Annotated in this window: 22 protein-coding genes, 2 tRNA genes and 1 pseudogene; 17 read left to right on the plus strand and 8 right to left on the minus strand. The window is 58.7% G+C overall.

Annotation, left to right across the window (positions count from 1 at the left end):
* Positions 1-56: 56 nt before the first annotated feature.
* Together ACYZTU_RS22565 and pdeM are read left to right on the plus strand one after the other, a co-directional pair.
* Entirely contained in the window at positions 57-2537 is a 2481-nt protein-coding gene (locus tag ACYZTU_RS22565) for a ligase-associated DNA damage response DEXH box helicase (RefSeq protein ID WP_461965662.1), read from the plus strand.
* On the plus strand, positions 2534-3190 hold the full coding sequence (pdeM, locus tag ACYZTU_RS22570) for a ligase-associated DNA damage response endonuclease PdeM (RefSeq protein ID WP_461965664.1): 657 nt from the start codon (positions 2534-2536) through the stop codon (positions 3188-3190). Before ACYZTU_RS22565 ends, pdeM begins: the two co-directional genes overlap by 4 nt.
* 46 nt (positions 3191-3236) lie before the next feature.
* On the opposite strand, the gene ACYZTU_RS22575 is transcribed toward pdeM, so the two are convergent.
* Together ACYZTU_RS22575 and dcd are read right to left on the minus strand one after the other, a co-directional pair.
* Entirely contained in the window at positions 3237-3446 is a 210-nt protein-coding gene (locus ACYZTU_RS22575) for a hypothetical protein (RefSeq protein WP_461965665.1), read from the minus strand.
* Between the two features lie 106 nt (positions 3447-3552).
* Complete coding sequence (gene dcd / locus ACYZTU_RS22580; protein ID WP_282376893.1) at positions 3553-4119, minus strand: dCTP deaminase; 567 nt, start codon at positions 4117-4119, stop codon at positions 3553-3555.
* A gap of 356 nt (positions 4120-4475) precedes the next feature.
* On the opposite strand from dcd, the gene ACYZTU_RS22585 reads away from it, so the two are divergent.
* Complete coding sequence (locus tag ACYZTU_RS22585; RefSeq protein ID WP_002554837.1) at positions 4476-4685, plus strand: cold-shock protein; 210 nt, start codon at positions 4476-4478, stop codon at positions 4683-4685.
* Positions 4686-4794: 109 nt separating this feature from the next.
* Here ACYZTU_RS22585 and ACYZTU_RS22590 read toward each other — a convergent pair whose 3' ends face one another.
* Positions 4795-5802, minus strand: coding sequence for a DUF481 domain-containing protein (locus ACYZTU_RS22590; protein ID WP_461965667.1), 1008 nt, complete (start codon positions 5800-5802; stop codon positions 4795-4797).
* A 164-nt stretch (positions 5803-5966) separates the two neighbouring features.
* On the opposite strand from ACYZTU_RS22590, the gene ACYZTU_RS22595 reads away from it, so the two are divergent.
* The 4 genes from ACYZTU_RS22595 to ACYZTU_RS22610 all read left to right on the plus strand — a co-directional run bounded on the left by ACYZTU_RS22595 (position 5967) and on the right by ACYZTU_RS22610 (position 10754).
* Positions 5967-6320, plus strand: a complete 354-nt coding sequence (locus ACYZTU_RS22595) for an MGMT family protein (RefSeq protein WP_461965669.1) — start codon at positions 5967-5969, stop codon at positions 6318-6320.
* 44 nt (positions 6321-6364) lie between these two features.
* Positions 6365-7924, plus strand: coding sequence for an AmpG family muropeptide MFS transporter (locus ACYZTU_RS22600; protein WP_461965671.1), 1560 nt, complete (start codon positions 6365-6367; stop codon positions 7922-7924).
* Positions 7925-8067: 143 nt separating this feature from the next.
* Positions 8068-9783, plus strand: a complete 1716-nt coding sequence (locus ACYZTU_RS22605) for a proline--tRNA ligase (protein WP_461965673.1) — start codon at positions 8068-8070, stop codon at positions 9781-9783.
* Positions 9784-9800: 17 nt separating this feature from the next.
* A complete protein-coding gene (locus ACYZTU_RS22610; protein ID WP_461965674.1) occupies positions 9801-10754 on the plus strand; it encodes a hypothetical protein in 954 nt (317 codons plus the stop codon).
* 55 nt (positions 10755-10809) lie between these two features.
* On the opposite strand, the gene dinB is transcribed toward ACYZTU_RS22610, so the two are convergent.
* Positions 10810-11871, minus strand: a complete 1062-nt coding sequence (dinB, locus tag ACYZTU_RS22615) for a DNA polymerase IV (RefSeq protein WP_461965676.1) — start codon at positions 11869-11871, stop codon at positions 10810-10812.
* A 301-nt stretch (positions 11872-12172) separates the two neighbouring features.
* Between dinB and ACYZTU_RS22620 the strand changes: the two genes are divergently transcribed.
* From ACYZTU_RS22620 to ACYZTU_RS22635, 4 genes are all read left to right on the plus strand, one after another.
* A tRNA-Met gene (locus ACYZTU_RS22620) sits at positions 12173-12249 on the plus strand.
* A 219-nt stretch (positions 12250-12468) separates the two neighbouring features.
* Positions 12469-12545, plus strand: a tRNA-Met gene (locus ACYZTU_RS22625).
* A 276-nt stretch (positions 12546-12821) separates the two neighbouring features.
* Positions 12822-15464, plus strand: a complete 2643-nt coding sequence (gene mprF, locus ACYZTU_RS22630; protein WP_461965678.1) for a bifunctional lysylphosphatidylglycerol flippase/synthetase MprF — start codon at positions 12822-12824, stop codon at positions 15462-15464.
* Positions 15464-16759 carry a virulence factor family protein gene (locus ACYZTU_RS22635; RefSeq protein ID WP_461965680.1) on the plus strand — a complete coding sequence of 432 codons (1296 nt, stop codon included), beginning with the start codon at positions 15464-15466 and terminating at the stop codon, positions 16757-16759. Before mprF ends, ACYZTU_RS22635 begins: the two co-directional genes overlap by 1 nt.
* A 121-nt stretch (positions 16760-16880) precedes the next feature.
* Here ACYZTU_RS22635 and ACYZTU_RS22640 read toward each other — a convergent pair whose 3' ends face one another.
* Together ACYZTU_RS22640 and ACYZTU_RS22645 are read right to left on the minus strand one after the other, a co-directional pair.
* Positions 16881-17315 carry a hypothetical protein gene (locus ACYZTU_RS22640; RefSeq protein WP_461965682.1) on the minus strand — a complete coding sequence of 145 codons (435 nt, stop codon included), beginning with the start codon at positions 17313-17315 and terminating at the stop codon, positions 16881-16883.
* A 112-nt stretch (positions 17316-17427) separates the two neighbouring features.
* Positions 17428-18221, minus strand: a pseudogene (locus ACYZTU_RS22645) (MarR family transcriptional regulator).
* 549 nt (positions 18222-18770) lie between these two features.
* Here ACYZTU_RS22645 and ACYZTU_RS22650 point away from each other — a divergent pair.
* Positions 18771-19079, plus strand: coding sequence for a DUF3077 domain-containing protein (locus tag ACYZTU_RS22650; protein ID WP_461965683.1), 309 nt, complete (start codon positions 18771-18773; stop codon positions 19077-19079).
* A gap of 86 nt (positions 19080-19165) precedes the next feature.
* Here ACYZTU_RS22650 and ACYZTU_RS22655 read toward each other — a convergent pair whose 3' ends face one another.
* The gene (locus ACYZTU_RS22655; protein ID WP_461965685.1) at positions 19166-21067 is read right to left on the minus strand and encodes a potassium transporter Kup; all 1902 of its coding nucleotides are present in this window, start codon (positions 21065-21067) and stop codon (positions 19166-19168) included.
* 289 nt (positions 21068-21356) lie between these two features.
* Here ACYZTU_RS22655 and rimO point away from each other — a divergent pair, with 289 nt between their 5' ends.
* The 5 genes from rimO (at position 21357) to tsaA (ending at position 25537) form a co-directional block, all read left to right on the plus strand.
* On the plus strand, positions 21357-22694 hold the full coding sequence (gene rimO, locus ACYZTU_RS22660) for a 30S ribosomal protein S12 methylthiotransferase RimO (RefSeq protein ID WP_461965687.1): 1338 nt from the start codon (positions 21357-21359) through the stop codon (positions 22692-22694).
* Between the two features lie 126 nt (positions 22695-22820).
* On the plus strand, positions 22821-23294 hold the full coding sequence (locus ACYZTU_RS22665; RefSeq protein WP_461965689.1) for a GNAT family N-acetyltransferase: 474 nt from the start codon (positions 22821-22823) through the stop codon (positions 23292-23294).
* 82 nt (positions 23295-23376) lie between these two features.
* The gene (locus tag ACYZTU_RS22670) at positions 23377-24087 is read left to right on the plus strand and encodes an rRNA pseudouridine synthase (RefSeq protein ID WP_010462687.1); all 711 of its coding nucleotides are present in this window, start codon (positions 23377-23379) and stop codon (positions 24085-24087) included.
* A gap of 75 nt (positions 24088-24162) precedes the next feature.
* Entirely contained in the window at positions 24163-24633 is a 471-nt protein-coding gene (locus tag ACYZTU_RS22675; protein WP_461965691.1) for a YehS family protein, read from the plus strand.
* A 202-nt stretch (positions 24634-24835) separates the two neighbouring features.
* The gene (gene tsaA, locus ACYZTU_RS22680; protein ID WP_461965693.1) at positions 24836-25537 is read left to right on the plus strand and encodes a tRNA (N6-threonylcarbamoyladenosine(37)-N6)-methyltransferase TrmO; all 702 of its coding nucleotides are present in this window, start codon (positions 24836-24838) and stop codon (positions 25535-25537) included.
* 168 nt (positions 25538-25705) lie between these two features.
* Here the strand turns inward: tsaA and fpr are convergent, their stop codons facing one another.
* Complete coding sequence (gene fpr / locus ACYZTU_RS22685; RefSeq protein WP_282376913.1) at positions 25706-26485, minus strand: ferredoxin-NADP reductase; 780 nt, start codon at positions 26483-26485, stop codon at positions 25706-25708.
* Positions 26486-26545 lie beyond the last annotated feature (60 nt).

A 26545-nucleotide genomic window follows, 5' to 3' on the forward strand; every position in this document is an offset into this window, starting at 1 on the left:
TAATCCCGTGCCGCCGTGGTCACTGAAAGAGGACTTTCAGAGCGCACACCGCCGGCATGGGAACCTCCCCCGACTTCGCAAAACAATGGTTCACCGCTCGCGGCTGGAAGCCTTTCGTCTTTCAGAAACACGTGTGGGCGGCAGTTAAACGCGGTGAGTCCGGGTTGCTGCATGCCAGCACCGGCGCCGGTAAAACCTATGCCGTCTGGTTTGGCGCGCTTAATCGCTACGCCTCTTGTGTTGAACAACCTCGCAAACGAAAACCGGTTGCCGAACCGCTGACGGTGCTGTGGATAACGCCCATGCGCGCCTTGGCCGCCGACACCGCTCGCGCACTGGAAACCCCGCTACACGACTTGCAGATTCCGTGGAGCGTCGGCCTGCGGACCGGCGATACCAGCAGCAGCGAACGTGCGCGTCAGAGTCGACGATTGCCCACCACGCTAATCACTACCCCGGAAAGTCTCACCCTGATGCTCGCCCGTGCGGACGCACAAACGGCGCTGTCGACACTGCGTATGGTGGTGGTCGACGAATGGCACGAACTGTTGGGCAACAAGCGCGGCGTGCAACTGCAGCTGGCCCTTGCCCGTTTGCGCCGCTGGCATCCTGAGCTGATTGTCTGGGGCGTTTCCGCGACTCTGGGTAATCAGGCCCACGCCGAACAGGTATTAATCCCACAGGGCGCTGGCATCAGCGTCCAGGGCCAAACCAACAAAGAACTACGCGTCGACACGCTGCTACCGCCCGCCATCGAGCGATTTCCATGGGCCGGGCACATCGGGCTGAAGATGTTGCCACAGGTCATCGCCGAGATCGATTCCAGCCCCGGCAGCCTGGTGTTCACCAACACCCGTGCGCAATCGGAGATCTGGTATCAAGCCCTATTGGAAGCGCGCCCCGATTGGGCTGGATTGATTGCCCTGCATCACAGTTCACTGTCACGCGACACCCGCGACTGGGTCGAACGGGCACTCAAGGAAGGTCAGCTCAAAGCCGTTGTCTGCACGTCCAGTCTGGATTTGGGGGTGGACTTCCTGCCAGTGGAGCGAGTGCTGCAAATCGGTTCGGCCAAAGGCGTGGCGCGACTGATGCAGCGTGCGGGTCGTTCCGGTCATGCACCCGGGCGGGTTTCGCGGGTGACGCTGGTGCCGACGCATAGCCTCGAACTGATCGAGGCCGCTGCGGCACGGGACGCCGTAGAACAACGGCGAATTGAACCACGCGAGTCTCCCCATAAACCGCTGGATGTGCTCGTTCAGCATCTGGTCAGCATGGCGCTGGGGGGTGGTTTTCTGCCCGATGAGTTGTACGAGGAAGTCCGCGGCGCCTGGGCTTATCGCGACCTTACGCCGGCGGACTGGACGTGGGCGTTGGCTTTCGTACGCCACGGCGGACTTTCCCTGACGGCTTATCCGAATTATCGCCGGGTCGAACCGGATGAACTCGGTGTCTGGCGCGTACCCGATGCGCGATTGGCCCGAAGGCATCGTATGAGCATCGGCACGATCGTCAGCGATGCAAGCATCCAGCTGAAATTCTGGAGCAAAAGTGGCGGCGGCAAGCAATTGGGCAGCGTCGAGGAAGGTTTTATCGCACGGCTCAAGCCCGGTGACGGTTTTCTGTTCGCGGGGCGCTTGCTGGAGTTGGTGCGGGTGGAAAACATGACCGCCTATGTAAAACGCAGTATCGCGAAAAAAGCTGCGGTGCCGCGCTGGAATGGCGGGCGCATGCCATTGTCCAGCGAGTTGGCCAATGCGGTGGTCGCGCGCTTTAGTGCGGCGGCGCAGGGCGAGTTCGCTGGGCCGGAAATGCAGGCGCTGCGCCCACTTCTAGCGGTGCAACAACGCTGGTCCGGGCTACCGACCTCGGACACTTTGCTGGCCGAAACACTAAAATCACGCGAAGGCTGGCACCTTTTTCTCTACCCGTTCGCCGGGCGTCAGGTCCATCTGGGGTTGGCGAGTTTGTTGGCATGGCGGGTCAGTCAGCAGCAGGCGGTGACGTTTTCTATTGCGGTGAATGATTACGGGCTGGAGTTACTCAGCGCTACCTGCGTGGATTGGTCCGACCCTCTGCCCACCGGACTATTAAGTCCAGAGCATCTGCTCAGGGACGTGCTCGCCAGTCTGAATGCCGGTGAACTCGCGCTTCGCCGTTTTCGGGAAGTCGCACGAATTGCCGGGCTGGTGTTTGCCGGCTACCCCGGCGCACCGAAAAGCACCCGCCAGGTTCAGGCCTCGAGCGGGTTATTCTTCGAAGTGTTCAAGCAATACGACGCCGGGAATCTGCTACTGGCCCAGGCAGGGGAAGAAGTCCTACGGGAGGAATTGGATATTCATCGACTGAAACAGACGCTGGAGCGGATCAACCGACTGAAACTGGACCTGCATCACATTAAACGTCCTACGCCGCTCGGGTTTCCGCTGCTGGTGGAGCGCATGCGGGAAAGCATGAGCTCGGAAAAACTCGCGGATCGCATCAGGCGCATGGTCACAGACCTTGAAAAAACTGCCGGAACCGGGAAAGCCAGATGAACACGCCCTATCCCGTGCAATTGGCTGGCGAAGAACTGTGGCTGCTGCCAGAAAAAGCCATCTATTGGCCCGCCCAACAAGCGCTGCTGATTGCCGACGTGCATTTCGGCAAGGCTGCGGCCTATCGAAGCCTCGGCCAACCCGTGCCTCATGGCACCACCGCCAGCAACATTGCCGTGCTGGACGGGATACTGGCCGCCCTGCCCTGCCATCAGCTGATTTTCCTAGGGGATTTTCTTCACGGCCCCGGTTCCCACGCAACGGCCACACTAAACGCCCTGGCTGAATGGCGCGCCCGACACCGCGATTTGCCTATGACACTGATCCGCGGCAACCACGACAGGCGGGCGGGCGATCCGCCGGCCTCGTTAAACATTCGTGTGGTGCCCGAGCCGTTGCTGCTGGGGCCGTTTGCCTTGCAGCATGAACCCGACCCGCACCCAGGCCGGCACGTAATCGCAGGCCATGTGCACCCGGTTTTTCGGCTGAACGGCCGGGGACGGCAGAGTCTGCGGCTGGCGTGTTTCAGGCTCGGTATGGAAATTAGCCTGCTACCGGCCTTCGGCGCATTCACCGGCGGATATCAAGTCGAACGGGACGATAGCTGTAGGATTTTTGTCATCGGCGCCAATGAAATATGGCCAGTCAGCTGAAGTCTTTAAGGACATCAGCTGACTGGCCATTCATTTCAGCAACAGATCAGACTACAGGCGCGGGAGGCGGCTCATCCGGCAGGGTGGGCTCACCGGGCTCGGTAGGTTGTTCGTTGGGGGTATCGGGATCAGGCTGACCGGGGATGCCCCCTGCCATGCTGATGGGTGGATGTGCCAACAAGGACCAGGCCAAAACGCCAACCTGATTGGGCTCAAGCTTTGCCAGTTCGGCACTTATTCGCGGATCAATCTTCATACAGCACTCCTGAGCGATGGCCCCGTGCGCATTGCGCGAACCGGGCAGTACACCCAATAGAGTGTCTACCCGCTCAAGAATTCCCACGACTTGCCAGACAAACCGATCAGGTGCGTGGCAGGGTGACGCCGCGCTGCCCCTGATACTTGCCGCCACGGTCCTTGTAGGACACTTCGCACTCTTCGTCGGATTCGAAAAACAGCATCTGAGCCACACCTTCGTTGGCGTAGATTTTTGCCGGCAACGTGGTGGTATTAGAGAATTCAAGGGTCACGTGGCCTTCCCACTCAGGCTCGAGCGGCGTCACGTTGACGATAATGCCGCAACGAGCGTAGGTGCTTTTACCCAGGCAGATAGTCAGCACATTGCGCGGAATACGGAAGAATTCCACGGTGCGCGCCAAGGCAAAGGAGTTCGGCGGGATGATGCAGACATCGCTCTTGACGTCGACGAAGCTCTTCTCGTCGAAGTTCTTCGGATCAACGGTCGCCGAGTTGATGTTGGTGAACACTTTGAATTCATCGGCGCAACGTACGTCGTAGCCATAGCTCGACACGCCGTAGGAAATCACTCGGTCGGCGCCTTCGCCGCGTACCTGGCGCTCTACGAAGGGCTCGATCATGCCGTGCTCTTGCGCCATGCGGCGAATCCACTTGTCCGATTTGATGCTCATGGCGGGTGTCCTGAATAGCGAGGTGGAGAAAATCTGTCCGGCATCTTACCGGGCGCGCGCTTCGGGTTCAAAGTCCGAGGCACACAATTCTCGCCAATCCCCCGTGAAATCTGGCCCATCGCCGCAATCGGGTGCACCGTCAGTCATGAAAATAGAGAAACCTTCGCAGGAAGCATTGGCACGTTCCGGAAAAAGGGTTAAGGTGGCGCCACTGTGCTGCTTGTGTCACTGAGAATCTCTACACGATATGTTGAATTTCGATCCAACCATCTACAAGAATTTTTCCTGCTCTTTGCACTCAGTCTCGGCCAGGGTTCTTCCTGCGTCGCAGTTATCTTTGTTCAAGGAGTTACACCATGTCTAATCGCCAAACTGGTACCGTTAAGTGGTTCAACGATGAAAAAGGCTTCGGCTTCATCACTCCACAATCCGGTGACGACCTGTTCGTTCACTTCAAAGCTATCCAATCCGACGGCTTCAAAAGCCTGAAAGAAGGCCAACAGGTTTCTTTCATCGCTACCCGCGGTCAGAAAGGCATGCAAGCTGAAGAAGTTCAAGTTATCTAACTTGTACTTGCTTTAGTAAAAAGCCCCGCCCTCAAAAGCGGGGCTTTTTTGTGCCTGTCTGTTTTGCAGGCAAAAAAAATCGCAGCCCATGGCTGCGATTTTTTGCGTCTTACCAGGCCACGCCAAACCCTGCGGTGTAGCGAGTCTTGTCCAGATCGGCATCGTCGGTACCGCTGATAATGTCTCGCTCGGCCTTCAGGTTAAGCGACGCCCATTCGGTCACCTTGTAGCGCAAGCCCATTTCGGCATCGAGCGCGTAATCCGCAACGCCCGACAACGGCTTACCCACTTCGCCATTCGTGAAAAACTCCACCTTCTTGCCGATCAGGTAGCGGTTGTAATCCCATTTCATCGCTAGGGAATAGAAGTTTTCTTTGCCGCCGTCGGCGAACTCATAGTCCGTGCGGTTGACCAGCGAGCCCAGGGAGAATGCGCCCAACTCGTCGTCCCAGAACTGGTAACCAGGGCCTGTACCGACCGTGCGCTGGCGGGAAAGGTCTTCAACTTTGTCGCGTTTATAGACCGCCCGACCTTGCCAAAACCATTTGTCGGTCAGGAAACGGTCGAGGGAGTACTCGCCCCGCCAGTTGTCCGTGGTGACCACGTCATCCTGGAATTCGCGGTTGTACTCGCCTTCCGCGGTATGCCGCCATCTGCCATGGCGCGCGCTGGTCTTGAAGCCGATGTCATAGTCATCAGTGTCTTTTTCCGCCCGCTGGTAATCCAGCGCCATGTCGACATTCCCCTTCCACACCAAATCCTCAACCACCGGTTTGGGCTTGAGGATCTGCTGGATACTGGCCAGCTCGACGGTCTTGGGACCGTCGCCATTGGCCAAGGTGACCTTGCCGTCATCTGCCGCATGCAGCGCCTTGGCCTTTTCGCCCGTGTAGGTATCCTGCTTGACCAGCAACTGCTGATCACTTTCCAGGGTTTTAACCTGCTTCCAGTCGATAGGGACGGCACCGGCGTATTCGGTCTGGATCAACAGCTTGCCGCCATCGAAAACGGTGATCTTGCCGCTCAGCTTGTCACCGTTCTTCAACCAGACGGTATCGGCGAGCAAGGGCGTGGAAGCACTGGCGACAGCGAGGCACAGCAGAGTTCTGGACAACATAAGCAATACAGGCTCAAGTTTGCGAAAAAAAGTCGGCATTATCCGTACGAATAAAACCCTAGCAAGGACTGACCCGACTATTTCTATTGAGTTCATTTCTCAATGGGTGATCCAGGAATTACTCTACAGACGGTAATGCAAACTTTTTTCCAGGAACTGCGGACGTGACCGACTCAACCACTGAAACCGATAGTCCGGCGCAAATCCGACGCACGGCGCTCTACCTGACGCTGGCCCAAGTCCCCGAGGGCAAAGTCGTGAGTTACGGCCAACTTGCCGAGCTGGCGGGATTGGGTCGCGCCGCCCGCTTTGTCGGGCGGACACTGAGCCAACTGCCGAGTGACAGCAAATTACCCTGGCACCGCGTACTCGGTGCCGGCGGGCGCCTCAGCCTGCCTGCGGGCAGCCCTTCGGGGGATGAACAACGCGCGCGTTTGCGCATGGAGGGCATCAGTATCCTGAACAATCGTGTTGATATTCAGCGCCATGGCTGGCGCCCGGTAGAGCACAGCGGTTAAAGTGCGCGCTTTGTTTCCGTATTTCTTGAGGCAGACTTCAGCCCATGCCCCGTAAAACCTGGCGCGCCGCGCTCGCCGCCTATGCCAGCCCCTCGACGCTCGTACTGTTGCTGCTTGGTTTCGCCGCCGGCCTGCCCTACATGCTGGTGTTTTCGACACTTTCGGTCTGGCTGCGCGAAGCCGGCGTGGCTCGCGAAACCATCGGCTATGCAAGCCTGATCGGCCTGGCCTATGCCTTTAAGTGGGTCTGGTCACCGCTGCTCGACCAATGGCGCCTGCCATTCCTCGGCAAGCTCGGTCGACGACGTTCCTGGCTGGTGCTTTCCCAAGCGCTGGTCATCCTCGGCCTGATCGGGATGGGTTTCTGCGACCCACAAAAGCATTTGTCCTGGCTGATCGCCATTGCCGTGGTTGTCGCCTTCGCTTCGGCGACGCAAGACATCGCGGTCGACGCCTATCGCCTGGAAATCGCCGACGACAGTCGTCAGGCCGCCCTTGCCGCCAGTTATATGGCCGGGTATCGGATTGCAGCGTTGCTGGCCACCGCCGGCGCCCTGTTCTTCGCGGAAGGCTTCGGTTCCACCGGTTTCAACTATAAACATTCGGCATGGGCCGGCACCTACATCCTGTTCGGCGCCTTGATGGTTCCGGCGCTGCTGACCTCCCTCTTCATGCGCGAACCGCCGGTGCCCCTGCGCACGCAACTGCAGGCCGGGCGCTACAGCTTTGTGCATCAACTGGCGTCGGTGTTCGTACTGATCGTACTGCTGGTTTCCGTACCGGCCATGTTCACCCAGCTCTACAACACCGATTTTGCCAGCGTGCTGTTCGACGGCGCGAGTGTGCTCGACCTGCTGCTTGAAGACCGCGCGTTACTGCGAGCAATCCTCTATACCACGCTCACGGCTATATGCCTGTCGGCCATCGGCCGCCGCGGCCTGGCGCCAGTGCTGACGCCGGTCAACGATTTCATTCTGCGTTACCGCTGGCAGGCTTTGCTGCTGCTTGGCCTGATCGCCACCTATCGGATGTCCGATACGGTCATGGGCGTGATGGCCAACGTGTTCTACATCGATCAGGGCTTCACCAAGGATCAGATTGCCAGCGTCAGCAAGATCTTTGGCCTGATTATGACTTTGGTGGGCGCCGGCATGGGCGGCCTGCTGATCGTGCGCTTTGGCATCCTTCCGATTCTATTCATCGGCGGCATCACGTCGGCCAGCACCAACCTGCTGTTCCTGATGCTTGCCGACATGGGCGCCAACCTGAATATGCTAATTGGCACCATCTCCCTGGACAACTTCAGCTCGGGCCTGGCGACTTCGGCGTTCGTCGCCTACCTGTCGAGCCTGACCAACCTCAAATTCTCCGCGACCCAGTACGCCCTGCTCAGCTCGATCATGCTCTTGCTGCCACGCCTGATCGGCGGTTACTCAGGTGTCATGGTGGAGAAGTTCGGCTATCACAACTTCTTTCTGATCACCGCCCTGTTGGGCGTGCCGACCTTGCTGTTGATCGCCTTGCACTGGTTCCAGGAGAGCCGTCGTGCAGGTCCGACACCAACGCCAGAACCGGTTCCGACCCAGGTCGCGGAAGAATCGTAGACTCGTAATAAAGGAAGCATCGCAGAGGGCGCGGCGATTCCCGCCCTCCTGCCACACCGCCGACCGCACGCCTGTACGCCAGCAGATCTCGCCCGTACAATGCTCCGTCATTTCTCGTCATCAGCAACCGACAACGGCCAACCATGCGCACCAGTCAATTTTTGCTCGCCACACAGAAAGAAACGCCTTCCGACGCGGTCGTAATCAGCCATCAGCTGATGCTGCGCGCCGGCATGATCCGCAAACTCGCCTCGGGCCTGTACACCTGGCTGCCGATGGGCTTGCGAGTGATGCGCAAGGTTGAAGCCGTCGTTCGTGAAGAAATGAACGCCGCTGGCTCTCTCGAAGTGTTGATGCCGAGCACCCAACCGGCTGAGCTGTGGCAGGAATCCGGTCGCTGGGAAGAATACGGCCCTGAATTGTTGCGCTTCAAGGATCGCCACGGTCGCGACTTCTGCGCCGGTCCGACTCACGAAGAAGTGATCACTGACCTGATGCGCAACGAGTTGAGCAGCTACAAACAGCTGCCGATCAACCTGTACCAGATCCAGACCAAATTCCGTGACGAAATCCGTCCACGCTTCGGTTTGATGCGCGGTCGCGAATTCATCATGAAGGACGCCTACTCCTTCCACGCTGACCAGCCATCGCTGCAGGTCACCTACGACCGCATGCACCAGGCGTATTGCAACGTGTTCACCCGTCTGGGCCTGAAGTTCCGTCCGGTTGAAGCCGACAACGGCTCCATCGGCGGTGCCGGCTCCCACGAGTTCCACGTGCTGGCCGAGTCCGGCGAAGACGATATCGCCTTCAGCAACGGCTCCGACTACGCCGCTAACATCGAAAAAGCCGAAGCCGTGCCGCGCGAAACTTCCCGCGCCGCACCGAGCGAAGAGCTGCGCCTGGTCGACACGCCGAACGCCAAGACCATTGCGCAACTGGTCGAAGGCTTCAATCTGCCGATCGAAAAAACCATCAAGACCCTGGTGGTTCACGCTGAAGAGCAAGGCAAGCTGATTGCCCTGATCATCCGTGGCGACCACGAGCTGAACGAAATCAAGGCCGGCAACCAGCCGGGCGTTGCCAGCCCTCTGGTCATGGCATCCGAAGCCGAACTGCGCGACGCCATTGGCGCCGGTGCCGGCTCCCTCGGCCCGTTGAACCTGACGCTGCCAATCATCATCGACCGTTCCGTCGAGTTGATGAGCGACTTCGGCATCGGTGCCAACATCGACGACAAGCACTACTTCGGCGTGAACTGGGAGCGCGATCTGCCGGTTCCGACCGTTGCTGACCTGCGCAACGTCGTCGCCGGCGACCCGAGCCCAGATGGCAAGGGCACCCTGGAAATCAAGCGCGGCATCGAAGTCGGACACATCTTCCAGCTGGGCGACAAGTACAGCAAAGCGATGAAGTGCGAAGTGCTAGGCGACAACGGCAAGCCAGTCACCCTGCAAATGGGTTGCTACGGCATCGGCGTTTCCCGCGTGGTGGCGGCTGCCATCGAGCAGGGCAACGACGCCAACGGGATCATCTGGAGCGACACGCTGGCCCCGTTCCAGATCGCTCTGGTGCCGCTGCGCTACGAAACCGAACAGGTTCGCGAAGCCACCGACAAGCTGTATGCAGAACTGACTGCAGCCGGCTTCGAAGTATTGCTGGACGACCGCGACAAAAAAACCAGCCCGGGCATCAAGTTCGCGGACATGGAGCTGATCGGCATTCCTCACCGGATCGTGGTCAGTGACCGCGGCCTCGCCGAAGGCAATCTGGAATACAAGAGCCGCACCGAACCCGAAGCGCAAGCGCTGCCGGTCGCTGACGTGCTGTCCTTCCTCCAGGCCCGTATCCGCCGCTGAAACCAGATAGAGAAGTCATGTTCAAGCGAAACACCTTAGGCCTCGGTGGCGCCGCCCTGTGCGGCACCCTGCTGGTCAGCGGCTGTGCCAATCACATGTCGCAACGCAGCGAGCACGAGGAACGTGTCGAGCGCAAATTGCTTGATCACAGCCTGCAGATCGATGTCGGCGAGCCAAAGGTGCTTGAGCTGCCGCAACGTCGGGTGAAGATCCACGAGCAGAAGACTTTCGAAGTCACCGAATTCGAAGTCACCCGCCACTACGACCGCTACACGCCTTACCAACCCTGGCGGGAGGCTTACGAGATCCCGCTGGGTGCGGTAGCCGTGGTGGCTGGTCTCGGTGCGAACGTAGCCAACGTGTTCGCTCTCGGCAACTTGCCGGACAGCGTGACGAAAGATTGGTTGAGCTACGGTTTCGCCGGGCTCAACCCGTTCATGAACACGCAGTCTCATGGTCGCGCGCAACAGAACCTGGCGGGAATCGACGAGGTCCAGCTCGACAAGCGCACCGAATACTCAAGCCTGCCATGGAGCGAGCGTCCGGTTGAGGTCAAGGCCGGTAAGGAAACGTTCAACCTGAATACCGACAAAAACGGCGTTTTGCGCGTGAACCTGCTGGACAGCCCATTCGCTGAACATGACATCAATCATCTGAGCCGACTGCTGATCAGTGTCGAAGATGCCCAGGACGATGTGCACACCGACTCGTCCCTGGCGGTCAGTAGCTCTTTGCGTGGCAAGCTGCTCGAAGCTCACGGGCTGATTTACGACGACCTCGAAGACGACGAAGTGAGCCAGTGGGTACACCGGGTCAAACGCCTGTCGGAACTGGGTCTGGAAGAAGAAGCCACCGAGCTGGAACAGAGCCTGATCGAACTGACGCGCAACGATCCTGAGTTGCAGACCGAATTCCTCAAGTCGTTGACCAAGGATGCCGGGCGACTGGTAGCGGATCCGGGACCGAATTAAAGCCTAAAAGCATCGCGAGCTTGCTCGCGATGCGACCCTGACAACCACCGCTGAATTAACGCTCAAACAACTCCAGCTGTTCAAACCCGCCCCGCAAATCCTCCAGCCGCACACCAATCCCCAGCAACCGCACCGGTTTGCCGCCGCGATTGAACGCCTGGGTCAGCAACAACTGATAGCTCCCCAAATCCCGCCCTGCCCCGGCTTGCTCCAGAGTGGTCTGGGTGAAGTCATGGAATTTCACTTTGACGAACGGCTTGCCCGGCCGATAGCTGCTGTCGATCCGCGCCATGCGGCCGGCGAGGGTTTCCAGCAACTCAGGTAATTTATCAAGGCAGCTCACCAGATCCGGCAGATCCACGTCGTAGGTGTTTTCGACACTGATCGACTGCCGGCGACTGTCGTTGTGCACCACTCGGTCATCGATCCCTCGAGCCAGGCTCCAGAGTCGCTCGCCAAAGCTGCCGAATTCCCGCACAAGCGCCAATTTGTCCCATTCGCGCAGATGTGAGCAATCAACGATGCCCAGCTTGCCCAGTTTGTCTGCGGTCACCTTGCCAACGCCGTGCAGCTTGCTCACCGGCAAGCCACTGACAAAATCCTCGACCTGATCCGGCGTGATGACGAACAAGCCGTTGGGCTTCTTCCAGTCGCTGGCGATCTTGGCCAGAAACTTGTTCGGCGCTACGCCAGCCGAAACGGTGATGTGCAGCTGATTAGAGACACGACGGCGAATGTCTTGGGCGATCCGCGTGGCGCTGCCGCCGAAATGCGCGCACTCCGACACGTCGAGGTAGGCCTCATCCAGCGAAAGCGGCTCGATCAAGTCGGTGTAATCGCGAAATATCGTGTGAATTTCCTTCGAGGCTTCTCTATAGGCATCCATGCGCGGCTTGACGATGGTCAGGTTCGGGCACAGTTTCAAGGCATGGCCGGAAGACATGGCCGAGCGCACCCCATATGCCCGCGCTTCATAATTGCAGGTGGCGATCACACCACGTCGATCCGCCGAACCGCCCACCGCCAGAGGTTTACCGGCCAGGCGCGGGTCGTCACGCATCTCGATGGCGGCGTAGAAGCAGTCACAATCGACGTGGATGATTTTTCGCTGCGTCATATAAAAGCAGTGTTCATGGTGAAGAAATGGAGTCTTGGCGAGTCAGATCGGCAGTATCTCACTGACACCTGTATATAGCACCAGTACTCAGAATGTTCTTTTCCACTCGTAGGAAAAGTGTCTGATGAATTTATTTTTTCAATCGAAAAGCGCCACCCGATAGAGCTGAAAGCCTTGCCATACCAGCCTTACAGCCAATCACCCGCCTCTCTTTTCAAGCTAAGCGATTGAACAGGAAGAGGTTTTCTCTGGATTGAAGGTTGACAGCCCGCCGATCCTCTGTAGAATGCCGACACACAGACGCGGGATGGAGCAGTCTGGTAGCTCGTCGGGCTCATAACCCGAAGGTCGTCGGTTCAAATCCGGCTCCCGCAACCAAACATCAAAAAAGGCTACTCGAAAGAGTGGCCTTTTTTGTGCGTGCTTGTTTTGTAAAAATGAAGGCTACGCCTACACGGCGCAGAAATGAGAAATTGTTCTGATTCCGAAACTTAAGTCTCCCCCACGACCGTTCGCCGCTCATTTACGCTTATTTGACCTTATTCAGGATTAACGGTTGACACCTAGGCGTATCTCTATAGAATGCCGCCACACAGACGCGGGATGGAGCAGTCTGGTAGCTCGTCGGGCTCATAACCCGAAGGTCGTCGGTTCAAATCCGGCTCCCGCAACCAAACATCAAAAAAGGCTACTCGAAAGAGTGGCCTTTTTTGTATCTGTTGAAAAAGTCCTTTCGCAACAATGACCTGCCACTGTGTAGTCAGCCGTTCGGGATCACCCATACTGCGAGCCCAGACTTAGCTGAACCGCAGACAAAACCTCTATGCCTGATGACGCACCATCACCGATACCCGGTGTGATCGTTAATATTTGTGATTATTTTTTTCTACAGGGATTGGTAACTTGGCTGGATACCCCCATCCTGTCGCGCACAATCCAAGAGGTGATTGATGCGCGCCAACTTGTCTGATTCACAAGACACCGTCACAGCGACACAACCGATCAAGAACGAGCGTCTGCGCTTGCTTGATCGAATCAGCAAATACCGCCAGCCCATCGGCCTGGCAGTTACTTTGCTGTTGTTCGCTATCGCGCTGATTGCCTGTCGCCACCTGCTGAGCGAACTCGATCTGTACGCTCTGCATGACTCGATTCTCGACGTTCCGAAACCGGCATTATTGGGCGCGCTGGGCGCAACCGTGGTCGGCTTTATCATTCTGCTGGGCTACGAATGGTCGGCCAGCCGCTACGCGGGCGTGACACTGGCGCCGCGAATCCTGGCCCTGGGCGGGTTCACCGCCTTCGCCATCGGCAATGCCATCGGCCTTTCGATGCTCTCGGGTGGCTCGGTTCGTTACCGTTTATATGCGCGTCATGGTCTGGGAGCTTCTGAAGTCGCCCACATGACGCTGTTCGCCAGCCTCTCGCTCGGCTGCGCCCTGCCGCCACTGGCCGCCCTCGCCACCCTCAGCAACCTGCCTGCCGCCTCTGCCGCACTGGGTTTGTCCGAGACGTTGCTCGGCGCGATTGCGGTGGCCGTGCTGTTGCTGTTCACGATACTGGCCATCGGCATCTACCGCCGCCGCCTGCCAGAACAGCCTTATCCCGACAACCTGCTGGTCAAGGCTGGACGCCGCACCTTGCGCCTTCCGGGCCGTCGCCTGACGTTCCTGCAATTGATCATCACCGCACTGGACGTCGCCGCCGCGGCAACCGTGCTCTATTTGCTGCTGCCTGAAGCGCCGCCCTTTGGCGCGTTCCTCCTGGTGTACCTGCTCGCCCTGGCCGCCGGTGTGCTCAGCCACGTTCCCGGCGGGGTCGGGGTGTTCGAAGCAATTCTGCTGGCCGCCTTCTCCGACAAACTCGGCGCCGCGCCACTCGCTGCCGCCCTGCTGCTCTATCGCCTGATCTATGTGGTGCTGCCGTTGCTGGTGGCCTGCTTATTCCTGCTGATCAACGAAGGTCAGCGCCTGTTTCAATCGCGCCAGTCTTTAAGGGTGGCGTCCGGCCTGGCCGCGCCGATTCTGGCGGTGCTGGTATTTCTGTCCGGCGTGGTGCTGCTGTTCTCCGGCGTCACCCCGGAAATCGACACACGCCTGGAACACATCGGCTTTCTGATCCCGCATCGACTGGTCGACGCCTCGCACTTCGGTGCCAGCCTGGTTGGCGTACTGTGCTTGCTGCTGGCTCAAGGGCTGCGCCGCCGACTGTCGGCCGCCTGGATGCTGACCACCATATTGTTGCTGGTCGGCGCCCTGCTCTCGCTGCTCAAAGGCTTCGACTGGGAAGAAGCCTGCCTGCTGACCCTGACTGCGAGCCTGCTGGGGGTTTTCCGCAGCTCGTTCTATCGCCCCAGTCGTCTGACCGAACTTCCGTTCTCGCCGCTGTATCTGGTGGCCAGCCTGTGCGTACTCGGTGCGTCGATTTGGCTGTTGCTGTTCGCCTATCAGGACGTCCCGTACAGCCATCAACTCTGGTGGCAGTTCACCCTCGACGCCGATGCCCCGCGCGGCTTACGCTCGCTGCTCGGTGCCGCAGTCCTGCTGGTGGTGGTGTCCCTGACCTGGCTGCTGCGCACCGCGCGCCCGGTGATCCATCAGCCGACGCCCGATGAGCTGGACCGCGCGATAAAGATCCTCATGGCCTCCGCACAACCGGATGGCGGCCTGGCCCTGACCGGTGACAAGGCGCTGCTGTTTCACCCCAACGACGAGGCGTTCCTGATGTACGCCCGCCGTGGTCGCAGCCTGGTGGCCTTGTATGACCCGATCGGCCCGACCCAGCAGCGGGCGGAAATGATCTGGCAGTTCCGCGACCTCTGCGACATCCACCACGCCCGTCCTGTGTTCTACCAAGTGCGCGCCGAGAACCTGCCGTACTACATGGACATCGGCCTGACCGCGATCAAGCTCGGCGAAGAAGCCCGCGTCGACCTGCTTCGCTTTGATCTCGAAGCCAAAGGCAAAGAGATGAAAGACCTGCGCTACACCTGGAACCGTGGCACTCGCGACGGCCTGTCGCTGGAGATCTTTGATCCGGGGCAAGCGCCGATGGATGAGCTCAAGGTGATTTCCGATGCCTGGCTGACCGGCAAAAACGTACGCGAGAAAGGCTTCTCGCTCGGCCGCTTCAGCAATGACTACCTCAAGCATTTCCGCGTCGCGGTGATTCGTTTCGAAGGGCGCCCGGTGGCGTTCGCCAACCTGCTCGAGACCTACGGCCATGACCTGGCCAGCCTCGACCTGATGCGCGCACACCCGGACGCCCCCAAGCTGACCATGGAGTTCATGATGGTCGGCCTGATTCAACATTATAAAAATCATGGATACGCGCGCTTCAGCCTGGGCATGGTGCCATTGTCGGGGTTGCAACCCCGTCGTGGTGCACCACTGACCCAGCGTCTGGGCTCTATGGTTTTCCGCCGTGGTGAGCAGCTCTACAACTTCCAAGGTTTGCGCCGCTTCAAAGACAAATTCCAGCCTGACTGGGAACCCCGTTATATGGCCGTGCCCGCCGGACTCGATCCGCTGGTTGCCCTGGCTGACACTGCCGCCCTGATTGCGGGCGGCTTGACTGGATTGGTGAAACGCTGATGATTCAACGCTCCTTGCGGTACGTATTGGCCACACTGGTAGTGCTGGCCCTGGTTCTCGGTGGCGGTTACTGGTACCTGAAACGCCCGGCACCCGAACCGACCCTCGAACTGCTGACGCCGGCCGATGGCACCGTGATGACCCGTGTCATCCCCGGTAACACGCCACGCGCCCAGGTGCTGGTGGCGGTCAATGAAGACCAGAAGCTCAGCGACAAACAGTTGATGACCCTGAGCCGCACCGGTTCGGCGCAGATTGTTCAGGTGATCCTGCCCAAAGACTGCCTGCTGCAAAGTCGCGCCCTGCAATCGGCCCTCAGAGAGCTCAAAGGCCCGGCGACCCTAGTCAGCGGCATCGGCCCTGGCGCCGTGCTGGCGTGGCGCTGGTTGTCCGAGCAGAAGGACGTCAAGGCTCAAGCCGTCTCGGTGGATTTGGCCCTGGAAAAACCCGGCTGCACGCACCTGCTGCCGAAAAGCGCCGCTCACGGTCACTGGCTGGTGGCGTGGAACGACAACCCTGACGACACCAGCGCCGGCTTCGTGCGAGATCAACCCAACGCCGAAACCAGCATCAGCGACTACGACATCAACCTGCCGCAAGTGCTGAACAACGAACTGCGCAAGATCCTCGTTGGTGGCGATAAAGCCGCCGGCGGTCTGCAGATCCCGGTGATCGAAGTACCGGCCGGCCAGGCCAAGGACACTGTCACCCTGTTCCTTTCCGGTGATGGCGGCTGGCGCGACCTGGACCGTGACGTCGCGGGCGAAATGGCGAAGATCGGCTATCCAGTGGTCGGCATCGACACCTTGCGTTACTACTGGCAGCACAAGAGCCCCGAGCAAAGCGCTCTGGACCTGACCGAACTGATGCAGCACTACCGTCAGAAATGGGGCACCAAACGCTTCATCCTGACCGGCTACTCGTTCGGCGCCGACGTTCTGCCAGCGATCTACAACCGTCTGGAGCCATCGGAACAGCAACGGGTCGATGCGATCATCCTGCTGGCCTTCGCCCGTACCGGCAGCTTCGAAATCGAAGTCGAAGGCTGGCTCGGCAACGCCGGCAAAGAAGCCGCCACCGGCCCGGAAATGGCCAAGCTGCCGCCGGAGAAAGTGGTGTGCATCTACGGTGAAGAAGAAGTCGACGAGAGCGGCTGCACCGACAAGACAGCGGTGGGCGAAGCGATGAAACTGCCTGGCGGTCACCACTTCGACGAAAACTACCCGAAACTGGCGCAACGGTTGGTGGATGTGATCGAGAAGCGTCAAGCGAAGGAGACGGCGGCTCAAGAGTGATCTGAGCCCCGCCAAACGAAAAGCCCCCGCAGCCTTAGGGTTGCGAGGGCTTTTTTACATGTACAAACATGAAGCGCTACCCACTAGCCGGACTTTATGTCGATGTTCTGTGCGTCCAAGGCTAAAGATGAACGTCTATCCACGTTACGTCATCTTCAACAGCGATAAAGTCGCTATCCGGTGCTGCCAGCAAGCTGCTTTGCTGCGACTCCGTCAATTCTGCCCAGAAGCCATCGGTTACGAACACCAGTCGCGCACCGACAGACAATGGGTGAAAAACAAAGTCCGCAAACAAAGTGGGGTGAAGCTCGGCCAGCACTGAACTAAGTACCTGCTCAACTGCTCCGTGCTCAGTGATATCGCCCCCCTGATCTATATGTTTCGGGTAGGCCGCTAAAACACCTTTTACGAAGCATTCAGCCAGTTGGCCACTGCCGGGCTTCGACGTACCGTCCGTGATGACGAACAGCCCTCTGTCGTCGTCGCAGAGAGCTCCAGCACAGTCATGATTGGCTTTCCTGGTCCGTCCCATTACTGATCTGGTGTCGTATCTCATGCGTTGCCCTGGTCCTTCAGTATCGACTACGTGATTGGAAGCTCGGGCTCGGTGCAGGCTAATCCGGGTAGAGGCCGAATCATCCACATGCGCATCAGCGTTTGATGACATGTTATTTCAGCCCCATCCCTGCCTTTAGAATGTTAACCGCCACACCACACTCTCTAGGGCCACCAAGAGGGACGCATCAGCAAGCGCAAGATAATGATAAAGGGTTCTGTCCTTCTTCACCGCTTCCGGCACGGTCTTGTAGAGCGGCTCTATTGCCTGACCACGTTCAGTTCCCAGGGCGTCAGGCCAAACCGGAATCAGCCCGCCAGCGCTCTTGATGCTTTGGGACAGTGCTGGCGCTGCAAAGCCCGTTGGAATACCGCGAACCATTGCACCCGGTTTCACGGGGAAGAAGTATTTCAAAGCGTGCTCGGTGATTTTCAGCAGCTCTCGCCGATTAACTTTCGGCAGCCCGGTGTCGTAATCGCTGGTAAGTATTCCAGACTCGCGACATCTGGCTATGGAGTTTGAAATCTCACTTTTGCTTAGCCCAAGAGACGCGGACAGCGCACGCAACGAATAACCTTCACTCCAGCTAGCCAGCGGCGGAGAAGGTACTGGCTCCGACCACCCTTCCCACCCATCCTCGTCGCCCAAGGGTGAGTCGAACTCCTGACGGTGGAATACAGTTTCTTCACCATCAGCGGAGTAGGTGACTCGCGGCTGCCCCACTCGCCCCCCTGCCGTCATTCGATTTATCTGCTGAGGCTTCAACAATTCCTCAACCGCGTTCGAATTCGACTCAGATTCCATCTTCCCATAAAGATTTTCTTCTTGGGCGTGCAGGCTGGCCATCTTGAACAAAAGCAAAATGTCTTGACTCTTCATGAAGCTAAAAACTCCAAGTGTCCACATTCCATAAAACGTGGACACTCGTCTCATCGAAAATATCGAACCGTCAAGATCTTTCGATATTTATCAGGTTTCACTGGGAAACCTGTCAATGTCCGCCAATTCGCCAACAGGCGGGATAGTGACAACACCGGTTTCATTCGTCTGCTGCAACAACGCAAAAACTCCAGCGACTCGTATAGTTGATGCCCGTTTAAATTCGTTTACTTAAGGTGTCGAAATATCGGATGACGCCCGCAGACCTTGTAGGCAAACTCCGAATCGTGCTTTTTGGGCACTTTGATGCCTTGTTGCACTTTTCTTCGACGGGATACTCTCCGGACTTCGCTGACCATTCAGCGATCGGGCTTGGAAACCCGTCGAACCGCAACGCTACAGCACCCTTCACGAATGCAGCCGATTTCATGGCAGCGATCTTGAGTAATGGCGGCTGTGCGTGGGACGCCTTCGGGCGTGCCGGTTCCTTGGTTCCCGGTTTTCCAACCTGCGTACAGCTGCCACCCATTCGCTTGGAAACGAACGTGGCAGCTCCTCGAACCCTGGAGCAAAACCATGACAAAAACAAATCCGTCCGAACCCTCAGAGCTGAAAACCATCGGCCTCACCCCCTTCATCTACTGCTCAAACCAGGCGCTGTTCCGTGTCAGTCGAGACGTTCCCCTCGGTGATGCGTTAGCCATGGCCTCTGATTTTCTGTTCCTTGCCAAGGAGCTGACCAGAGATGCTGCCTTCAACCGTGATACCGACCGGCACATCTGGGCCGCGCATTACCTGACGGCAATGAGTAAGGCAGTGATTGATGATGTAGTGAAGGTGCTGACGCCGCCACCTGCTCGGACAAAGGCTGAATCTAAAAAATAGCTGCCTAAGCGCGATTAAAGGCACCGAGACACCAGATACAAAAAAGCCCCCGCTACCGCAATGGCAACGGGGGCTCTTCGATGGGGTTACATCTCGACCTGTGTACCCAACTCAATCACCCGGTTCAGCGGCAGATTGAAGAAGCGCAGGTTGCCATTGGCGTTCTGCAACATGAAGGCGAACAGCGTCTCACGCCAGCGCGCCATGCCTTCGAGCTTGGAGGCGATGACCGTCTCGCGGCTGAGGAAGTAGGTGGTGCGCATCGGGCTGAAGTCTAGATCATCGAGATGACACAGCTTCAGCGCTTGCGGCACATCCGGCTCGTCGACGAAGCCAAAGTGCAGGATCACCCGGAAGAAACCTTCGCCGTAGGAATCGACCTCAAAGCGCCGGGTCGGCGGCACCCGCGGGATGTCTTCGTACACCACCGTCAGCAACACCACTTGCTCGTGCAGCACCTGATTATGCAGCAGGTTGTGCAACAGCGCATGAGGCACGGCATCGGGTCGCGCGGTCAGGAAAACGGCTGTGCCCTGGACGCGATGCGGCGGTTGCACGCGAATACTGCCGATGAAGATCGGCAGCGGCAATCCACCTTCGTCCAGACGGTCGACCAGCAGTTGCTTGCCGCGCTTCCAGGTGGTCATCAGCACGAACAACACGATACCGGCGATCACCGGGAACGCCCCGCCCTGAATGATTTTCGGCACGTTGGCAGCGAAGTACAGACCGTCCACCAACAGGAAACCGAGCAACAGCGGAACCGCGAGGATCGGAGGCCATTTCCACAGCAGCAATATCACCGCCGACACCAGAATGCTGGTCATCATCATGGTCCCGGTCACGGCCACGCCGTAGGCCGAGGCCAGGGCACCGGAGGACTCGAAGCCCAGCACCAACAGGATTACGCCGACCATCAGCGCCCAGTTCACCGCGCCAATATAGATCTGGCCTTGTTCGGCACTGGAGGTGTGCTGAATGTGCATGCGCGGAATATAGCCGAGCTGGATCGCCTGACGGGTCAAGGAGAACGCACCGGAAATCACCGCCTGAGAAGCGATCACCGTGGCCATGGTCGACAACCCCACCAACGGAATCAGTGCCCAGCTTGGCGCTAGCAAGTAGAACGGGTTGCGAGCGGCTTCCGGGTCACCGAGCAGCAAGGCGCCCTGACCGAAGTAGTTCAACACCAGCGCCGGCAGCACGAGGATGAACCACGCACGGGCAATCGGCTTGCGACCGAAGTGGCCCATGTCGGCGTACAACGCTTCGGCGCCGGTCAATGCCAGCACCACCGCGCCGAGGATCGCCACGCCCATGCCCGGGTGCACGATGAAGAAGCGCACGCCCCAGATCGGGTTCATCGCTTGCAACACTTCCGGTTGCTGCAGGATGCCGTGGACACCGAGCGCACCTAGCACCACAAACCAGGTGACCATGATCGGACCGAACAGAATGCCGATCCGCGCAGTGCCGTGGCGCTGAATCAGGAACAGCGCCACCAGCACAACCAACGACAGTGGCACCACCCAATGGTCTATACCCTCGAAAGCCAGCTTAAGGCCTTCAATCGCCGAGAGCACAGAGATAGCCGGCGTGATCATGCTGTCACCATAAAACAACGCCGCACCAATCAGCCCGCAGACCACCAGCAAAGTGCGCAACTTCGGATGCCCGGCCGCAGCCCGCCGAGCCAGGGCGGTCAAGGCCATGATCCCGCCTTCGCCCTGGTTGTCGGCACGCAGCACGAACAGCACATATTTGATTGAGACAACCCATATCAGCGACCAGAAAATCAGCGCCAGAATCCCGAACACGCCGTCATGGTCGACCGGTACACCATAATGACCGGAAAACACTTCTTTGAGGGTGTACAGCGGGCTTGTGCCAATATCGCCATAAACCACCCCGACCGCCGCGACCAGCATGCCGATCGGCTTCGCGGCCGAATGCTCGGCGCCCGCCGCCTGACTACTTGCCTGACCCATCCACTACTCCTACTACTCAGACCGGACTTCTTTGGAAGAAGCACTATGCTTTGCCGTGCAGCATGCGCTGTTTTACTTCACGTTACAGACGTTTTGTTGACTGTAAAAAATCGGTAAAGCGTAACGGCGCGAAGCATAGCGCAGCACTCGTCGTATTTCCCTGCATAAAGCTGGTCAAGTGAGCTCCCCATCGCTAGAATTGCGCACTTTTTGATCAGAGGCACACCGAGTGCCCGTCTGTCGCCTTGCCGTTCATGGCTGGAGGCGTCACAAAACACCGAGGTTAGACATGTCCACCACTCCTGCGCCGGCCAATCCAAAGGTTGGCTTCGTATCCCTGGGTTGCCCCAAAGCACTGGTCGACTCCGAGCGCATCCTTACCCAGCTGCGCATGGAAGGCTATGACGTTGTGTCCACCTATCAGGACGCCGACGTCGTGGTGGTCAACACCTGCGGTTTCATCGACTCGGCCAAGGCTGAGTCTCTGGAAGTGATCGGAGAAGCCATCAAGGAAAACGGCAAGGTCATCGTGACCGGCTGCATGGGCGTCGAAGAAGGCAACATTCGCAAGATTCACCCAAGCGTGCTGGCCGTGACCGGTCCGCAGCAGTACGAGCAAGTGGTCAACGCCGTGCACGACGCCGTGCCGCCGCGTCAGGATCACAACCCGCTGATCGACCTGGTGCCGCCGCAAGGGATCAAACTGACCCCGCGCCACTACGCCTACCTGAAGATTTCCGAAGGCTGCAACCACAGCTGCAGCTTCTGCATCATCCCGTCGATGCGCGGCAAACTGGTCAGCCGCCCGGTCGGTGACGTGCTCGACGAAGCTCAGCGCCTGGTCAAGGCCGGCGTCAAAGAGCTGTTGGTGATCTCCCAGGACACCAGCGCCTACGGCGTCGACGTGAAATACCGCACTGGCTTCTGGAACGGCGCGCCGGTGAAAACCCGCATGACCGAACTCTGCGAAGCCCTGAGCACCCTCGGTGTCTGGGTGCGTCTGCACTATGTTTACCCGTACCCACACGTCGACGAGCTGATCCCGCTGATGGCCGCCGGGAAAATCCTGCCGTACCTGGACATCCCGTTCCAGCACGCCAGCCCGAAAGTCCTGAAAGCCATGAAACGCCCGGCCTTCGAAGACAAGACCCTGGCCCGCATCAAGAACTGGCGCGAGATCTGCCCTGACCTGATCATCCGTTCGACCTTCATCGTCGGCTTCCCCGGCGAAACCGAAGAAGACTTCCAGTACCTGTTGAACTGGCTGACTGAAGCGCAGCTCGACCGCGTCGGCTGCTTCCAGTACTCGCCGGTCGAAGGCGCACCAGCCAACCTGCTGGACGCGGCCATCGTGCCGGACGACGTCAAACAAGACCGTTGGGACCGCTTCATGGCGCACCAACAAGCCATCAGCTCGGCGCGCCTGCAACTGCGCGTGGGCCGTGAAATCGAAGTGCTGGTGGACGAAGTCGACGAGCAAGGCGCCGTCGGTCGCTGTTTCTTCGATGCCCCGGAAATCGACGGCAACGTGTTCATCGACAACGGCAGCAACCTGAAACCAGGCGATAAAGTCTGGTGCAAAGTGACCGACGCCGACGAATACGACCTGTGGGCTGAACAGATCTAAACGCAAAAAATACGAAAAGCCCCGCTCTCTTGACGAGATGCGGGGCTTTTTTACGGCTATCGTTTTGTGAGGAAAGGATTCTCAACATTCACAGAAACAGCGAGAAAAAAGAAGGAGTAGCCGGCCATGCGCCAACATTCGGTCATCCACACGCCGAAACACAGCGACTACGTAGAACTCACTCAGGTCTGGGAAGCCTCCGTACGCGCCACCCATGACTTTCTGCCGGACAGTTATATCGAACTGCTGAAGAACCTGGTGCTGACCCGCTACCTCGACGCGGTGATGCTGATCTGCACCAAAGACTCGCGCCAGCGCATCACCGGGTTTGCCGGGGTGGCGGCGGGCAAGATCGAAATGCTCTTCATCGACCCGGCTCACCGTGGCCAGGGCCTGGGCAAGCAGTTGCTGCGCTATGCCATGGAACACCTGAATGCCGATGAACTGGACGTCAACGAACAGAACCCGCAAGCGCTGGGTTTCTACTTCAAACAAGGTTTCGAGGTGATCGGTCGCTCCGAGCATGACGGCATGGGCCAGCCTTATCCGCTACTGCACATGCGCATGAAACAGGCGAATCAGCGCGCTCAACGTGGCTAAAAGCTTTACTGCGCAAATGGACCCGCGATTAACCGGCGCCAGGCAGGTACAATGCCCACCCCTTTTTTGTTACGGCCCTGTCATGACTGACCCGATTCGTCTCTCCAAACGCCTCATCGAACTCGTCGGCTGTTCCCGTCGGGAGGCTGAGCTGTTCATCGAGGGCGGCTGGGTCACCGTGGACGGCGAAGTCATCGACGAGCCGCAGTTCAAGGTCGACACGCAAAAAGTCGAGCTTGATCCAGAAGCCAAGGCCACTGCGCCGGAGCCGGTGACCATCCTGCTGAACGTGCCCGTGGGCATGGATGCGGAAACGGCCATGGCGACGATCAGCGCCGAGACCTTGAGCGAAGAACATCGCTTCAGCAAACGTCCGCTCAAGGGCCACTTCCTGCGCCTGACCGCCAGCACCGACTTGCAGGCCAATGCCAGCGGTCTGCTGGTGTTCACCCAGGATTGGAAGATTCTGCGCAAACTCACCGCCGACTCCGCCAAGATCGAACAAGAGTATGTGGTCGAAGTTGAGGGCGACATGGTGGCACACGGCCTTAACCGCCTGAACCACGGACTGACTTACAAGGGCAAGGAACTGCCGCCGGTCAAGGCCAGCTGGCAGAACGAAAACCGTCTGCGCTTTGCGATGAAGAACCCGCAACCGGGTGTGATCGCCCTGTTCTGCCAGGCCGTAGGCCTGAAGGTCGTCGCCATCCGCCGCATCCGCATTGGCGGCGTGTCCATCGGTAAAGTGCCGTTGGGGCAATGGCGCTACCTGTCCGGCAAAGAGAAGTTCTAATACTTTTCACGCCGCCACACTTTTCGGCGCCGCTGTGTATGCGGCGCCCACTGCTGAATATCAGGATTGCACACCATGATTCATAACGACGTACTGCGCAGCGTGCGCTACATGCTCGACATCAGCGACAAGAAAGTCATCGAGATCATCAAGCTCGGCGGCATGGACGTGACCCTGGAAGACCTGGTGACGTACCTCGACAAGAAAGAGGAAGACGAGGAAGGCTTCGTACGCTGCCCGGACGAAGTCATGGCGCATTTCCTCGATGGCCTGGTGACCTTCAAGCGCGGCAAGGACGAAAGCCGTCCACCACAGCCGATCGAAGTGCCGGTGACCAACAACATCATCCTGAAAAAGCTGCGCGTGGCCTTCGAACTGAAAGAAGACGACATGCACACGATTCTCAAGGCGTCCGAGTTCCCGGTGTCCAAGCCTGAGCTGAGCGCGCTGTTCCGCAAATTCGGCCACACCAACTACCGTCCGTGCGGCGATCAGTTGCTGCGCAACTTCCTCAAGGGCCTGACCCTGCGCGTGCGCCCGCAGTAAGCGTCCGCCAGCCTTGAGCTGCAAACCTGTAGCTCAAGGCCAGGCTGTATAGATCGGGCTGCAGCGAATACGGGAATTTGTTATCACACTGGAAGCCCAGCACGCGCTCATCGAGAGTTGTGTAGAACGATGAGCGCAGAGCGTGGGAACGATCTTTGGGTGGGTTATCATGCCCGCCCTAACCCCGCTTCGACCCTAAACCATGACCTACAGCGTTTCCCCCATCGGCTTCGTGCGCTCCTGCTTCAAGGAGAAGTTTGCCATCCCGCGCCAGCCACAACTGGCCCCGGCCGCTCGCGGCGTGCTGGAACTGGTGGCGCCGTTCGATCAGGGTGACGCTGTGCAAGGTCTGGAGCAGGTCAGCCATGTCTGGCTGCTGTTCCTGTTTCACCAGGCCCTGGAAGAAAAGCCACGCCTGAAAGTCCGCCCTCCTCGCCTCGGCGGTAACAAATCCATGGGCGTGTTCGCCACCCGCGCGACGCATCGACCCAATGGCATCGGCCAGTCAGTGGTCAAGCTGGACAAGGTTGAAGCCAATCGGCTGTGGATATCCGGTATCGACCTGCTGGACGGCACGCCGATTCTCGACATCAAACCGTACGTGCCTTACGCCGACATCATCGACACGGCCTCCAACAGCATCGCCAGCGCTGCGCCGCAGCTGATTCCCGTGCAGTGGACAGATTCAGCGCTGCAACAGGCTCACAGCCATGCTCAGCGCCTTGAAGAACCGCTGGTGGCGTTGATCGAGCAATGCCTGGCACAAGACCCACGTCCGGCGTATCAGATTCCTACACCCGAACGGGAATACGGCGCACAGTTCTGGGATCTGGATGTGCGTTGGCATTACCCCGAGGCGGGGGTGATCCGCGTTCTTGAAGTCATCCCCGCTTCCAACCCGTAGGAGCTGTCGAGTGAAACGAGGCTGCGATCTTTTGATGTTGCTTTTAAAAACAAGATCAAAAGATCGCAGCCTCGTTTCACTCGACAGCTCCTACAAGGTTTGCGTCAGGCATAAAAAAAGCCCCCATGCCTGCACAGGTAATGGGGGCTTTTTGGTGATACGGTTTGCTTACTTCTCGACAAACGCACGCTCGATCAGGTAATCACCCGGCTCGCGCATCCGCGGCGAAACTTTCAGGCCGAAGCTGTTCAACACTTCGCTGGTCTCGTCGAGCATGCTCGGGCTGCCGCACAGCATGGCGCGGTCGTCCTGCGGGTTGATCGGTGGCAGACCGATGTCGCTGAACAGCTTGCCGCTGCGCATCAGGTCGGTCAGGCGACCTTCGTTCTCGAACGGCTCGCGGGTCACGGTCGGGTAGTAGATCAACTTGTCACGCAGGGCCTCGCCGAAGAACTCATTCTGCGGCAGGTGCTCGGTGATGAATTCGCGGTAAGCGACTTCGTTGACGTAACGCACGCCGTGGCACAGGATCACTTTTTCGAAACGCTCGTAGGTTTCCGGGTCCTGGATGACGCTCATGAATGGCGCCAGACCGGTACCGGTGCTGAGCAGGTACAAATGTTTGCCAGGCTTCAAGTCATCCAGCACCAGCGTGCCCGTAGGCTTTTTGCTGATGATGATCTCGTCGCCTTCCTTCAAATGCTGCAGCTGGGAAGTCAACGGACCATCAGGCACCTTGATGCTGAAGAATTCGAGATGCTCTTCCCAGTTCGGGCTGGCAATCGAGTAAGCGCGCATGAGCGGCCGGCCGCTGGGCTGTTGCAGGCCGATCATCACGAACTGACCGTTCTCGAAGCGCAGGCCCGGATCGCGGGTGCACTTGAAGCTGAACAGAGTGTCGTTCCAGTGATGAACACTGAGGACACGCTCGTGGTTCATGTTGCTCATGTACGTGGGACTCCTGGGGATTTTGTCTGCGCTTGCTCTGCGCCTGCTCTGCGAAAAATG

The sequence above is a fragment of the Pseudomonas sp. HLT2-19-2 genome (assembly GCF_054898005.1).

Excerpts from the sequence above, each read along its gene's own strand:
- ACYZTU_RS22565 (WP_461965662.1), top strand. The coding sequence starts at position 57 with ATGGGAACCTCCCCCGACTTCGCAAAACAATGGTTCACCGCTCGCGGC.
- pdeM (WP_461965664.1), top strand. The coding sequence starts at position 2,534 with ATGAACACGCCCTATCCCGTGCAATTGGCTGGCGAAGAACTGTGGCTG.
- ACYZTU_RS22575 (WP_461965665.1), bottom strand. The coding sequence starts at position 3,446 with ATGAAGATTGATCCGCGAATAAGTGCCGAACTGGCAAAGCTTGAGCCC.
- dcd (WP_282376893.1), bottom strand. The coding sequence starts at position 4,119 with ATGAGCATCAAATCGGACAAGTGGATTCGCCGCATGGCGCAAGAGCAC.
- ACYZTU_RS22585 (WP_002554837.1), top strand. The coding sequence starts at position 4,476 with ATGTCTAATCGCCAAACTGGTACCGTTAAGTGGTTCAACGATGAAAAA.
- ACYZTU_RS22590 (WP_461965667.1), bottom strand. The coding sequence starts at position 5,802 with ATGTTGTCCAGAACTCTGCTGTGCCTCGCTGTCGCCAGTGCTTCCACG.
- ACYZTU_RS22600 (WP_461965671.1), top strand. The coding sequence starts at position 6,365 with ATGCCCCGTAAAACCTGGCGCGCCGCGCTCGCCGCCTATGCCAGCCCC.
- ACYZTU_RS22605 (WP_461965673.1), top strand. The coding sequence starts at position 8,068 with ATGCGCACCAGTCAATTTTTGCTCGCCACACAGAAAGAAACGCCTTCC.
- ACYZTU_RS22610 (WP_461965674.1), top strand. The coding sequence starts at position 9,801 with ATGTTCAAGCGAAACACCTTAGGCCTCGGTGGCGCCGCCCTGTGCGGC.
- dinB (WP_461965676.1), bottom strand. The coding sequence starts at position 11,871 with ATGACGCAGCGAAAAATCATCCACGTCGATTGTGACTGCTTCTACGCC.
- mprF (WP_461965678.1), top strand. The coding sequence starts at position 12,822 with ATGCGCGCCAACTTGTCTGATTCACAAGACACCGTCACAGCGACACAA.
- ACYZTU_RS22635 (WP_461965680.1), top strand. The coding sequence starts at position 15,464 with ATGATTCAACGCTCCTTGCGGTACGTATTGGCCACACTGGTAGTGCTG.
- ACYZTU_RS22640 (WP_461965682.1), bottom strand. The coding sequence starts at position 17,315 with ATGAGATACGACACCAGATCAGTAATGGGACGGACCAGGAAAGCCAAT.
- ACYZTU_RS22650 (WP_461965683.1), top strand. The coding sequence starts at position 18,771 with ATGACAAAAACAAATCCGTCCGAACCCTCAGAGCTGAAAACCATCGGC.
- ACYZTU_RS22655 (WP_461965685.1), bottom strand. The coding sequence starts at position 21,067 with ATGGGTCAGGCAAGTAGTCAGGCGGCGGGCGCCGAGCATTCGGCCGCG.
- rimO (WP_461965687.1), top strand. The coding sequence starts at position 21,357 with ATGTCCACCACTCCTGCGCCGGCCAATCCAAAGGTTGGCTTCGTATCC.
- ACYZTU_RS22665 (WP_461965689.1), top strand. The coding sequence starts at position 22,821 with ATGCGCCAACATTCGGTCATCCACACGCCGAAACACAGCGACTACGTA.
- ACYZTU_RS22670 (WP_010462687.1), top strand. The coding sequence starts at position 23,377 with ATGACTGACCCGATTCGTCTCTCCAAACGCCTCATCGAACTCGTCGGC.
- ACYZTU_RS22675 (WP_461965691.1), top strand. The coding sequence starts at position 24,163 with ATGATTCATAACGACGTACTGCGCAGCGTGCGCTACATGCTCGACATC.
- tsaA (WP_461965693.1), top strand. The coding sequence starts at position 24,836 with ATGACCTACAGCGTTTCCCCCATCGGCTTCGTGCGCTCCTGCTTCAAG.
- fpr (WP_282376913.1), bottom strand. The coding sequence starts at position 26,485 with ATGAGCAACATGAACCACGAGCGTGTCCTCAGTGTTCATCACTGGAAC.